The following is a 12,353-nucleotide window of genomic DNA, read 5'->3' as shown; positions in this document are numbered from 1 at the left end:
AAATGCGCAACAACTAGCCTGATTTCATGCCCACCTATAGGGTAGATTGAAACACCCCCAACCTTGATGGTATTGATTGACTAACAATCTATAAACAGATCCTCAACAGAAAAAAATGTATACCCTTCACCATTGCGCCCGAAGCAAGTGAAAACATAGAACAGCCTGCTACTTCTCTAGCGTTCGGCAATAAACCGTGGTGAATGCGATTTCAGCACAAGCCTGAGTTACTGGCACACAACTTTCACGCCATTAATCAAAAAGGGTAATAAATATCAAAAGTGGCTTTACTTTATATAAAAGTTAAATATGCTTGCGCTTTGAGCGCTGCTAATAATTTGGACATACCCACACTCTACGACAGGGAGAAAAATGAGGAAGTTTTCTAGCTGTGTCGCTGCAGTTGCCGTAGCTACATCTATTGTCATGGCTCCTTCTGCTGAGGCTGTTGAACTAAAGATCGGCCCAGAGTTTAGCCCCGAAGATCGTGCACTGATTCTGGACAATGCCCAAAAAATCGAGCAGAAAGCCAAAGAACGTGCCGCTAAGCAGGCGACTGGAGTGATTGATCTAGCAGAGCACGGCACTTTATCAGCAGTACAGTTGGTCGAGTCAGATATTTCCACAGTTGAAGAAATGTGGGAATGCTGGAAAAACCATCCCAACAGTTACCGCAACCCTTTCTTTGATGGGAAAGCTCAGAATATTCCAAAGTTCGAAAACTTTGAATACCACCGACTCCACTGCCCACTAGTGCCAATCACGGAAAAAGACCGTGAAGCTGCACAAAAGAAAATCGTGGATGGCTCACTCGTTCAATCCTCACCAAGCTTGGTTCTCAGCTTCGTCACCTTCTTCTGGAAGGTCATCGAAAAAATCCGTGCTTACTTTGGAAAGAAGAATTAATTCTTCGCACACACAGCAAGCCATGTGCGCACACTTAACAAAACACGCACATGGCTATTTTCTTACCTGCGGATCTTAAGGTGCCTGCCCACCAATTCCTCTTGTGCAGGCACCTTTTCAGCATTGTTAGCGTCGCAATCCATTGGCAGGTCAAAGCATATGCGGTGAATACCCGGCGCGAATCCGGCGTCCGTAGCGCTGGGCGGCACTTAGGCCGATGATTGCGAGTATGAGGAAGCTTGCCCACGTGAATGCGTGTCCCGCCCAGTCGGGCGTGGTGTTTTCGCGCCACGCTTGCACAACTGCGGTCAACGGTACCCATTGCAAAACTGGTGCTATCCACGTGGGGTAGAGCGCTAGGGGCACGACTGCCCCGGAGGTGAGGGGGAGGAAGGTCAGTGACCAGTTGAGGTAGGTGTAGGGGTTATCTTTGTCGACACCCATTCCGGCGCTAAACACCCCGAAGAGTGCCCCGAGGATGGCGCTGGGCACAACGAGGTAAGCGAAAGGGTGGTAGGAGAATTGCCCGGTGATGAGGAGGAATGTGGCGCTTAGAATACTGCCGGTGACCAGCGCTGTTCCCACAGACGGCAGGCTGATTCCTAACCAGTAGTGAAAGGGTATGCGGTTGCGGGTGATTACTTCGTCGAAAACGCCGATCATCCTGTCGTGCACGACGATTCCATTCAGAGTACTGGCTGACATTCCGAACACCCCGAGCACGAGAGAAGCCCACGCGATGGGCATGAGTTCGGGCGCACCTATTCCTTGCCCGAGCAGCACGTTGAAGGCGACTCCTAAAAGTGGGGTGAGCACGATGCCCACGAGGAAGGTGCGTGTGTTGGCGAAGGCCCCTGTGGAGCGGGCGGCTACTTTCGCGGTGATCCAGGCGGAACGTAGGAGGGAAAAGTTCATTGTTCTACACCAGCTCAATCGTTGCGGAGGTTCTGGCGGCTTTAAGGGTTGTGCGTGCCACAATGAGGCTGAGCAGGAGATACCCGCAGGTGAGGAAGATGCTTGCGGCGGCGTCGATAAGCTCGCCGTGCACAAGGAACCTAAAAGCACCCGCGGCGGGAATGAAAAAGCGGGAGTAGTCGCTTAAATGCGCAACATCGAAAATTCCTGACAGCGCGAGCAGGGGTACCAGCAACAAGCCTTCGTAAGCGAGTGCGTTGGGGCTGGCGAGGAAGGTGACCGCAATGAGGTAGCTCATGCTCACCAGCGCCAGCCACAGCAGCACGCAACCGAGGAAAAAGTTAAGACTCAACTCAGGCACACCCCACCACACGATTACCGAAATAGGTACCGCAAGCAGCCCAAACGTGGCGCAGGCGGTGACTGTGGGCGCGAGCCCTGCCACGGCGGGGATGCGGCCGTGGGCGAGGAACACGAGGGTGCCTTTGAAGCGTTCGAAGCCTAAAATGCCCGCTGCGGTGGCGGCAAGCGTCCACATGCCGATCGCGATGGTGCGCACGAAGCCCAGCCACGGGTCGCCGCCCCACCCGGCGTGCCCGAGGCGCTGAATGATGCCGGCGGCGATGGTGGCGCTGAGCACCAGCTCAAGAAAATAGGTGGTGCGCGCAAATTCCCGCAGCTGAAACGCGGACATTCTGATAAAGCGCATCATGCTGTTTTCTCCGCGAGCGCGAGAAAGGCGTCTTCGAGGGTGGCGGGGCGAAGCACAGCACCCTCGATGCTGGGTAGGGCATGCTTATCGACGCCGTCCGGCAGGTAAACCGTCACCTTCCACGCCGCACCCTGCGACGTGACCGATACTAAACCAAAGAACTCTAAAACTGTAGTGAGCTGTTCAAGTTCGTGTTCATGGGTGGGCACAAGGCTAAAGCTCAACACCTGATCTAATTGTGCAAAATTAAAAATATCGCGTTCGCTGCCCTGCACCAGCACCTTGCCCCGATTCAGCACCACAATATGATCAGCCAGCTCGGATACCTCCATCATGGAGTGCGAGGTAAGTAGAATCGCCGCACCCTGATCCGCCACCCGCCTCATAAGGGTGCGGATGGTCACGGCAACATCGGGATCAAGGCCAGACGTTGGCTCATCCAACAAAATAAGTTCGGGGCTTCCTAAAAGGGCACGCGCAATGTGCAGGCGCTGCTTCTGCCCATGCGAAAGCTCCTGCACCTTTTTGTTTTCCTTATCTCTAAGCCCCACACATTCAAGCACACGGGCGATCTCCCCAGCTTGCTCACGGTAGGAAACAGCGGCAAGATCAGCGAAAAAGCGCAGGTTATCGCGCACGCTGGCGCGGGGATAAAAGCCGCGCTCCACACCCAGCACCATGCCAATATGCGCCCGTGCCTTCTCGGGATTTTTCACAGCATCCACCCCAGCGACCACCACACTCCCCTCAGTAGGGGCAAGCAGTGTGCCACACATTTTCACCGTGGTAGTTTTCCCCGCACCATTAATGCCCACCAGTGCCACAATCGTTCCCCGCGCAACACTGAAACTCACCCCATCAACCACAAAGCTGCGCCCCTGATCAAAGCTGCGGCGCAGCTGAGTTAACTCAAGCACATTCTCTTCATGCCCACTATCGTGCACACTTAAACTCCTTTCGCATATGAAGTGACCATGATTATTGCATAAATATCTCCTGTTTCTGCAGTGTTTAATGTATCCTCGGCCACAGAGACTACTTCCAGCCACTTCACCTTTAACCCCCACCGAAGGAATGTGCCACATGGATGAACGCGCCAATGTCACCGCCTACTACGAAGACTGGTTCTACCACCGCCTCCAACGCTTCGTCGAAGAAACACTACCTACAACCACCGCACTAGTACACAGCAAAAACCTGCACGCCACCTTTGATGCTCACACCGACTTCCCGCGCACACTCGTCGAAACCATCCGGGACGACGAAAAATTAACGCGCAAAGAAAAAGTGGAAGTGATCACCGCAGTTATTGGCCAATGGATGAACGCCACCACCGGCTCCGTGTGGTCTATAGGGCCGTGCGCCTCCGATAGCCTCACCGAACGGATCGGCATCGGGGTAAAATCCACCGACGGCACCTCCTTCTTCCCCCTCGTTCCCACCGTGGAAGACATTGTGGACCAAGGCGCAGCCGACTCCAGCCGACTCGATTTAACCATCGCGCTGTGCGAATCTGATCGTCGCCACGCAAAGCCCTCCCCCAATACCCACTAAGGCACCCCCCTTTTCCCTTACCCTTCCCCTGCAGGTTACTTCCTCAATGAGGGAAAAAGGGGGGCGCGTACACTAGTGCGCGCTTGAGCTCACCTGCACCGTAGCCAACACATAGAGTGAACCATCCTTATCGGTTCCGATAAGCGCCAGTGCTGGCGCTTGCTCCACCAATTCAGGCACCAGTGGAATATGCAGCTGAAAGTGCTTCTTCTCCCCGTTGAGCACACAAGTGCCGGAAACAGTGTCGCTGGTGATGGTGGCAAGTTCGGCGTCGACAAGCGTCAGCGTGTCCACCCCAGCAGTGCCGGTGCCGCGAATGTCAAGCGGGGGCAGAATCCCGTCGCTGCGCTGAGCATTGGTGTCACCTTCGAGGATGACGCGCACAAACTCCAGCACCGCAACCGGGTCGGCGACAGCACGGGTAACAAAACGCTCACCCAACACACTGTGTTGCATTGTGCACAATTCATGTTCGGGATTGATGTGATCAGCACGATACGTCACCGCACACTGCCGCACCACACCCCCATCGCGCAGCAGAATCGACTCAATCCCCACCTCGCCATCAGGGTCCACGAAACGAAACGCACCCCACATCGTCGATTTCCCCATCACCGCCTCCACCACTTCAGCCTTCGTGGGCGAAAGCGTAGCATCCATAATCTCGGAAACGCGCTGCATTTTCTCTCCTTCACTCGTATAGCACAACTTTTGCAGTTACCATGATGCCATGACTAACCCATATGCAGCAGACACCCCCGACGCCGACGAGCGCGCCGCCTTCCAGGTCGGCGGCATCGACCGCGAACTCAGCCCCGAGCAGCAACTAGAGCAGCTTCGCTCCTACATTTACGCCCACTACGACATGCCGGCGAAAAACCCACCGTGGTCCGACGACCCCTCCGACCCCGTGCCCGCCGACACCTATGACGCCCGCCTCCCCGACCGCATCACCCACACCGCCATGCTCATGCTCGGCTCCGCGCTCGACCACTCCATGCCGGGCGTCTGCTACCCCAAAGATGTGCACGTCAGCGACATTCCCGCGCTGAACGCGCAACTGTTTACCCCCTCCAAACCCAACGGCAAGTGGGCAATCTCCCTACACCCCGGCGGCTGGTGGAAGGGATCTGGGGTGGCGTTGGAAAATGCGTGGCGCCCCGAAGTCGCCGCCGTCGCCGAACTATCCGGGGTGACCATTCTCGACCTCGACTACCCACTCGTGCCTAAACACACCCTCCCGCAGGTCATCGACGCGGTAGCTGCGGCAACAGCATGGGTGCGCGAGCAGGGCGCAACCTGGGTGGGGGCATGGGGTTATTCCTCGGGCGGGGCTTTAGCGGTACTGTGCGCTGAGCTTTTCGACGCCCTCGCCCTCACCTTCCCCCACCTCGACCTAAGCATGCTTCCCGACGCCGTCACCTGCGGCACCACATTCCCCACCACCGCCCTCCCACCCACATTCATGCAGGTAGCGACCCACGACACCATCGCAGGCCACTACGACTGGTTTGAGAAAAACGAGGCCGTTTCGGTGCGCGAATACGTCTCTGAGCACAGAATCTCCACCCCCCAGGTGGCTCGCGAGCGCGTCCGTGACGTCGCCGGTTTCCTCGCGGAAGCCTAAACCCTCCCCTGCACCGTAGAAGATACCCCTACTACTGTTTGATCACTCGACCTTTTCCATGCCTAAGCCCACCATCAGTAAGCGGGCACACGAATTGGTCGAGCACACCCAACTGAAGTAAAAAACTGCACGCATCACAGGCGTACCGCGACTGCTCGACCCTGATTAAAAACCAGCCTCATGCACAAAGGATCTGTGACTTAAAGGTCGAGGCGTGCCTGAAGTTATGAGGCGGGAAAGCCTACATACCTCGCCTAAAAAGTGCACCTATAAATACGTGGGGATTGATTCACAAATACTGATTCGACTTTCAGCACACAACTGAAAAATTGACCTGCGGTTTTATGAGTAGCACTTGCTCTATGTCGAATTAATATTCCTCTTATTCTTTAAAACCCCCAACGCCAACCAAGAAAAGCACCACCGATGCTGATTGCATCATAAACCCATTCTGGGCCCACACCCTGAGCCTGTTTTGCGTTCGCCTTCCACCCACTGGTTGGCGATTCACACGCATTTTCCCTCATGAGAACACCTCACTGAATCATTCAACTATTCTTAAACGTGGATAGGTTTGAAAGTCGAGGAGTAAATACATGTATACCTTGGATAATGCCCCGCTAAGCCCAGATCAACGTGCAGATCTTGCCAACACCATTGCCAGCTTTGCCATTGAGAATATGCATGTGGATGCTGACGATATTGACCGCGCAATCCGAGTCCAATTAGGCGAATGCTCCCTCAAGCAAGCCGAAGAAGAAATCCTGCGCAAGTACAAGGTTGACTCCGATGGACAGTAACGAACAGCAGCGCTGGGAAAGGTATTTGTACCCAGGAACATCGGTTCTTCGAAACAAGTTCGGAATCACCCATTTTCCCACTCTGCACAACGTAGAAAAAAGCGTGGTGTTTTCCCACACCGCTTTCCTCACTGCTCGCTATGACGGACAATCCGAGGTAACGCTGCGGGAGGAAATCTCCCGCATTCATGCTGAGCTTTTTGCTGTTCTTTACGAGCACGCAGGGCAGTTTCGTGATGTCGATATGACCAAAGAAATGCCCCATGCCCCTGGTGAATATAGTGTGTTTTTGAGCTACACACTGATCCCAGAATCACTGGATCAGATCGATGCGGCAGTGCGCGCCTACCAGTGGGATTCTGCGAGTTTCGACGAGAAAACCCAGATGCTGGCGAAAGTACACGCAATGCTTGACTACGTGCACCCTTTCCGGGAAGGAAATGGGCGAAGCACCCGAATTATTATGGAGAATCTTGCTAAAGCAAACGGAATAGTTCTTGACTGGAGTGCTGTACCCCCCTATCTGGTCATTCTGTCTAGTGCAGAAATTTTCCGTCAAACAAAAGCACGCTCCATCAGGCCTCTGGAGGTGTTGTACCAGCGCATAGCATCGCCACGGCCGTGACGTACACGATGGGGATTCTTCCTTGCTGGGTGAAATATTCCCCCTCACCGACGAGTGCCCATTACTGAAGGTCGACAACTCCGGCATGCACAAAGGCTCCACATAATACACGCTGCTTCTGTTTTTTAAAAGAGTTGAGCGCAGATTAATTACAATTCTGTGGATAACTCTGGCCACTGGGAAGTTATCCACAGAATTTGTAGCCACAGCTGCTACGCGATTCAGTGCTGGCGCTCGCACTGGATACGGTGAGGGCATGAGCAATGAACATTCCAATAAGCCACAAGAAATAGACCTCCGCCTCGAACTGATCCAAGAGAGGGAAGCGGCACCCAATCAGAACGTGACAACAGGATATTTCATCCCAGCAGAAGAGCAAGAGGAAAGCGCGGAGCTTTTCGACTCGTTTTTTGAAGATGAACTGGCGTGGATTCTCAATATCCAGGAGCCGGACAGTTCTGATCAGCATCCATAACGTGAGGGTTTTCTTCACAATTCTGGTAGCCAGCTAAGCCACACACCTTAAGGTTGTGGGGAATATTCTGTGCTGTCCTGCACCCAGAAACTGGTCTGCCCCCAGCTCAAGCCACGTGCGTGCCCGATAACTCGACCTTTTCTGCCAGACACCTCAGAATTGAGGGGTGTGGGGGTGAAAAGGTCGAGCAACCTCACTCTGTGTACACCTGTGCTCAGGTTCAGATCACCCTAGGCGGTGAGACTACTCGACCTTTTCTTTCCCACGGGCATATTTCACGGCACTGTGTACACAAAGGTCGAGCAACCCCAGTTAGACAACACTCGTGCAGGCTGAATACAGCTGAACAATGAGGGTGCGGTTGCTCAACTGTGCGGTGGAAGGCGTGAAATCACGGGCTTTTTATGTTTTCCCGCTGTTTGTGGGGCTAAGAACACCTGTGTAGGTGTGCTCATCGGCGAGGTAGCCGATTTGTACCATTTCCACTCGCCCGGAGCGGTCAACCCATTGGGCGCGTCCGGGCGGGAGGGGTTTGAGAAATACTTTGGGGTAGATGGGGCCTTCTTGGCGGTCGCCGGAAAGAAGAATACTTGTTGCCCCAGCCTCACGCAGGGTTTGCATCACAGGGTCGTAGCCGGCTTTGGCCATGCCGGTGGAGCGGCGTGTCACAATCACGTGCAATCCGATGTCGGCTGCTTGATGGAAATATTTGCTTAAAATTTTCAGCGGGTTCGCAGAGCCTTCCATCATGTCGATATTATCGATAAGCAGATAAATTTCGGGGCCTTGCCACCAGGTGCGGGTGCGCAGTTGTTCAATGGTGATGCTTGGACCTGGCAGCCGGCGTTCGAGTTCGGCGGCGATCCCTTTGGCCAGAGTTTCGCAGCCTGGTACGGTTCCGGCGTAGCCGCCGATGAAGGGATCAGGGATAGTTCCGAGTAGACCGCGTTTAAGATCCCAGATTCCGAACATCACTTCACCAGGTTTTTTCCCGGCGATGATTTGTTGGGCTAGAGCGCGCAAGCAGGAGGTTTTTCCAGATTTGGCATCCCCAATGATGATGGTGTGGCGGTGTTCCTCTTCTGTTTTCATAATGGCGGGGCTGAGTGTGGTTTCGCGCAACCCCAGCACAATATCCGCCGGTGTCAGCTGGGGGTGGTTGTTGCGGATGGTTTCGAGGGTGATGTGTGCAGGTAGCATGCGTACCGGCGGGGCGGTCGGTCCGTTCCAGGCGTTGGCGATGGCGCCCACGGTTTCTTGGGGCGACAGGGTGGTGATTGTTGGTTGTGCGATGTGGCTATACAGCCCATCCGCGTCGAGGGCGCGGCCGGTGGGTTGTTCTTTTAAGGCGGCGGCGGGTTTGCGGCCGATGGCGGAGTCGATGGGGTCGTTGAGTGCGAATTCAAGTTTTGTGCCGATCACTGCCTGAAGGGGCAGGCGGAAGTCGGCCCAGCGTCCGCTTAAGAAAATGACGTGAACCCCGAAGGAGAGTCCGCGTTGGGCGATTTCGGTGACGGCGTCGGCAAGCTCTTCGTAATCTTTGCGCAGCGTTGACCAGCCGTCGACAGCAAGCACAAGGTCGGCGCAGGCAAGTTCCGGCAGCGCATGCTGGGCGTGCATGGTGCGCATTTGCTCAACACTGGCGATTTGGTAGGTGTTGAAAATTTCTTCGCGGCGTTTCAAAAACATGCCCACCTCCGCGATGGTGCGGCGGAGTTTATCTTCATCAAAACGGGTAGCAACCGTGCCCACGTGCGGGAGTTCTTCGAGGTAGTTGAGGGTGGAGCCAGCCATGTCGATGATATAAAAGTTGAGCTCGCTCGGGCGGTGTGTCAGTGCGGCGGAGGTGATCAGGGTGCACAGTGCGGTGGTTTTTCCGGTTTGGGGTGCCCCGAGAATGGCCATGTTACCGCCGGTGCCGGACAGGTCGATCAGGAGTGGGCCTTGCCACTGTTTCAGTGGTTGATCCTTCAACCCCATGCTGATGCGCAAATGCCCTGAGCTGGGGGCGGACAGTCCTTGCTGTGAGCTTTCCGTGACCGCGCCAAGCACCTGATCTACGCGTATCGACGTCGGCAACGGGGGCAGCCAAATCTGGCGGGTCTTCGGCGCAGCCTGCGCCAAACGCGACACCACAAGATCCAACGTTGTTGGCTGCGCTACAGTGCTTGCCCTGCGGGCATCGATAGCCGCAGCATGCTGCGATTTCCGTTGCTGCAACCACGCCTCAGTAGTATTAGCCAACTCCAGTGGCATGGGCACGGGTGGAAGTTCCCGCTGCCCGGCGCGCTCAGCGGATTCGTAGGGGCCAGACACATACGCTGCTTTAAAGCGCAGGAAGATATCGGGGTCGACTTTTAAAAACCCCGACCCGGGGATGGGGGGAAGATCGTGGGCGTCGGTACAGCCAAGGGCGGCCCGGGATTCTTGGGCGGAAAAAGTGCGCAGGCCGATCCGGTAGGAGAGGTAGGATTCGAGGCCGCGCAAACGTCCTTCTTCTAAGCGTTGGGTGGCTAAGAGTAGGTGCACTCCGATGGAGCGGCCGATGCGCCCGATTTGCACGAAGAGTTCAATAAATTCCGGTTTGGCTGCGAGGAGTTCACCGAACTCGTCGATGATGACAAATAACACAGGCAGTGGTTCTGTGACTTTTCCTTCGGCCCGAAGTGCGGCATATTCGCCCACGTTGGCGAGGTTTCCAGCAGCTTGGAGTACTCGTTGGCGGCGTTGGATTTCGCCCAGGATGGAGTCGTGGAGGCGGTCGACAAGACCTTGGGCGTCTTCGAGGTTGTCCACGATTGCGGCTGTGTGCGGCAAAGGTTCTAAGCCCGCGAAGGTGGCGCCGCCTTTAAAATCCACCAAAACGAGCGATAAGTCCTCGGGGCTGTGGCAGATTACTTGGCTTAACACTAAGGTGCGCAGCACCTCCGATTTGCCGGAGCCGGTTGCGCCGACGCATAAGCCGTGCGGGCCCATGCCCTGTTTCGCGGATTCTTTAATATCTAAAGAAATAGGTTCGTTATCGGCCCCTAAGCCGAAAGGTACGTTGAGGAAATCCGCTTGGGCGCGCGGCTGCCAGGCTTCCTGGATGGAAAAGGTGGCAAAGTTCTCCACCCCCAGCATGGTGTCGAGCCCGATGGTTTGCTCCAGTGGCGCATCGGGGGAGGCGTCCTCGTGCAAGCGTAAGGGGGATACTGCGCGGGCAACTGTTTCCGCCAGAAGGGGGCTTACCTGATCCATCGTCCCTGTCGAGCCCCCGTAGAGCAGCCGCTCCACATAGCCGTCGGCGCCTGTGGTGGGGGTGCGTACTTCACCGCGGTCGAGTAGCTGTACGGCGATGCGCCCATCTGCTTCGCACAATACGCGTACATCGACTCGGGTGGGCTCATTATATTGCACCGAGGAAGTGGCAATGACACTCAGCCGGGCGGCATCGAGTGATGAAACAGTATCTAAGCGTTGGGCGATCATCCGCCCATGCTCAGAATCCATATTCACCACGATTACAAGATACGGCACATCCAGTGCTGTGGTTTTAAACCGGGAGCGTTCCTTTAAAGCCTCAGCGCGAGCATCGATTTGGTGTAGCAATACTTCGGCTGATTCTTCATCGTAGGAGACCAGCCTGCGCCCGATCGGGCCGTCGAATAAATCCTCGCTGAGCAGGTGCGGGAACCACAACGCCCAGCGGGCATCAAGCCCGAGTGCGTGGAACATCGACTCTGGCGGGGTGTCGGCGTCGATACGCGAATCTGCAAGCGGAAGCGCACAATGAATGCGCACATCATCGGGGGCGTGAAACACCGCGATCTGGGACAGCAGCGCCCGCACCCCCTGCGCACACACCTGCTCATCCCCCACCAGTGACACGCAGCCGCGCACCGGGATCGCAATCGGCAGCTGCTCAATAGTTAATGTGCGGCTGAGCATCCGGTCAAGATGTGCCTTGGCAATCGGCTCCGGTACCAGCATCGGATTCGAAAGCGGGGGCACATCAACGCCCCGCGCCAGCTCCCCCCTCCCGCTGCCGATGCGCACGATGAGAAAATCCTCGTCCCCTTTCCGCCTCTCCCATAAACGATAGGGGTCGCGCACAACATCCGTTAAAGCCGCCGGTTGGGGGTGGCGCGATAATGCTTCACGACGCTGCTGCACCGCCAGCTGCCGAATCTCACCCTCCAGCTCGGCAAGATGTTCTAAAAAGCGTTCCCGCTCCTGCTCCGCGATCTTCAGCGAACCTGTGCGGGCCCGAATAAACATGCCCACCGCCATGAAAATCACGGCCACAAACATCACGCAGCCAATAGCCATGCGGATCGGATTGCCGGACGAAAACATCATCAGCACCATGCCCCCGCCGGCAACTAGGGGCATCAGCAGAGTTATCACATTTGCTTGCTGGCCACGCTGGCGAATCGTGGGAACCTCCGCTACCCGCAATGGTTCCTGTTTGGAAATAATTGCATGTAAACGCGCAGGGCGGTGAACTATTTTCGTACTCATTTTTCACAATCCCTTACAACTATTTTCTTCGACACTCCACACCTTCTCCACCTTTGCCCCCACTCTAAAGTGCACACGAAGGTTAATGTGCGCATTTATTATCTCTCACGCTACTGCATTTTCACAGCCACCGAAAACGTTCCCCCTGACAGAAACTACCACCCCTTAAACCCCAAAAACCTCATATTTCTCACCCGTCACAGATGCCTAGAATGCGCCTTGCTGGGCACTGCTCA

The 12,353-nt window shown here is 55.6% G+C and carries 11 protein-coding genes; 6 read left to right on the top strand and 5 right to left on the bottom strand.

What is annotated here, in order from left to right; genetic code table 11:
* The first annotated feature begins 372 nt into the window (after positions 1-372).
* A complete protein-coding gene (locus CFELI_RS00510) occupies positions 373-906 on the top strand; it encodes a hypothetical protein (RefSeq protein WP_277103429.1) in 534 nt (177 codons plus the stop codon).
* Positions 907-1,056: 150 nt separating this feature from the next.
* Here the strand turns inward: CFELI_RS00510 and CFELI_RS00505 are convergent, their stop codons facing one another.
* From CFELI_RS00505 to CFELI_RS00495, 3 genes are read right to left on the bottom strand one after another with little or no spacing between them, the layout of a single operon-like run.
* Positions 1,057-1,821: an ABC transporter permease gene (locus tag CFELI_RS00505; RefSeq protein WP_277103430.1), complete on the bottom strand. Its 765-nt coding sequence runs from the start codon at positions 1,819-1,821 to the stop codon at positions 1,057-1,059.
* A 4-nt stretch (positions 1,822-1,825) separates the two neighbouring features.
* Positions 1,826-2,533: a hypothetical protein gene (locus CFELI_RS00500; protein WP_290259107.1), complete on the bottom strand. Its 708-nt coding sequence runs from the start codon at positions 2,531-2,533 to the stop codon at positions 1,826-1,828.
* Positions 2,530-3,477: an ABC transporter ATP-binding protein gene (locus CFELI_RS00495; RefSeq protein WP_277103432.1), complete on the bottom strand. Its 948-nt coding sequence runs from the start codon at positions 3,475-3,477 to the stop codon at positions 2,530-2,532. The genes CFELI_RS00500 and CFELI_RS00495 overlap by 4 nt, the downstream gene beginning before the upstream one ends.
* Positions 3,478-3,616: 139 nt before the next feature.
* On the opposite strand from CFELI_RS00495, the gene CFELI_RS00490 reads away from it, so the two are divergent.
* On the top strand, positions 3,617-4,087 hold the full coding sequence (locus tag CFELI_RS00490) for a hypothetical protein (RefSeq protein WP_277103433.1): 471 nt from the start codon (positions 3,617-3,619) through the stop codon (positions 4,085-4,087).
* A 72-nt stretch (positions 4,088-4,159) separates the two neighbouring features.
* Here CFELI_RS00490 and CFELI_RS00485 read toward each other — a convergent pair whose 3' ends face one another.
* Positions 4,160-4,768 carry a CG0192 family protein gene (locus CFELI_RS00485; RefSeq protein WP_277103434.1) on the bottom strand — a complete coding sequence of 203 codons (609 nt, stop codon included), beginning with the start codon at positions 4,766-4,768 and terminating at the stop codon, positions 4,160-4,162.
* Between the two features lie 49 nt (positions 4,769-4,817).
* Here CFELI_RS00485 and CFELI_RS00480 point away from each other — a divergent pair, with 49 nt between their 5' ends.
* The 4 genes from CFELI_RS00480 to CFELI_RS00465 all read left to right on the top strand — a co-directional run bounded on the left by CFELI_RS00480 (position 4,818) and on the right by CFELI_RS00465 (position 7,614).
* On the top strand, positions 4,818-5,714 hold the full coding sequence (locus CFELI_RS00480; RefSeq protein ID WP_277103435.1) for an alpha/beta hydrolase: 897 nt from the start codon (positions 4,818-4,820) through the stop codon (positions 5,712-5,714).
* Between the two features lie 596 nt (positions 5,715-6,310).
* Entirely contained in the window at positions 6,311-6,514 is a 204-nt protein-coding gene (locus tag CFELI_RS00475) for an antitoxin VbhA family protein (RefSeq protein WP_277103436.1), read from the top strand.
* Positions 6,515-6,620: 106 nt separating this feature from the next.
* Positions 6,621-7,139 carry a Fic family protein gene (locus CFELI_RS00470; protein ID WP_290259103.1) on the top strand — a complete coding sequence of 173 codons (519 nt, stop codon included), beginning with the start codon at positions 6,621-6,623 and terminating at the stop codon, positions 7,137-7,139.
* A gap of 256 nt (positions 7,140-7,395) precedes the next feature.
* Positions 7,396-7,614 carry a hypothetical protein gene (locus CFELI_RS00465; RefSeq protein WP_277103438.1) on the top strand — a complete coding sequence of 73 codons (219 nt, stop codon included), beginning with the start codon at positions 7,396-7,398 and terminating at the stop codon, positions 7,612-7,614.
* A 402-nt stretch (positions 7,615-8,016) separates the two neighbouring features.
* Here CFELI_RS00465 and eccCa read toward each other — a convergent pair whose 3' ends face one another.
* Complete coding sequence (eccCa, locus tag CFELI_RS00460) at positions 8,017-12,117, bottom strand: type VII secretion protein EccCa (RefSeq protein WP_277103439.1); 4,101 nt, start codon at positions 12,115-12,117, stop codon at positions 8,017-8,019.
* Positions 12,118-12,353: the final 236 nt, after the last annotated feature.

This window comes from Corynebacterium felinum, from assembly GCF_030408755.1.
GTDB lineage: Bacteria > Actinomycetota > Actinomycetes > Mycobacteriales > Mycobacteriaceae > Corynebacterium > Corynebacterium felinum.
The sequence above is the reverse complement of the archived record's forward strand: the minus strand, read 5'-3'. Positions and strand labels throughout refer to the sequence as shown.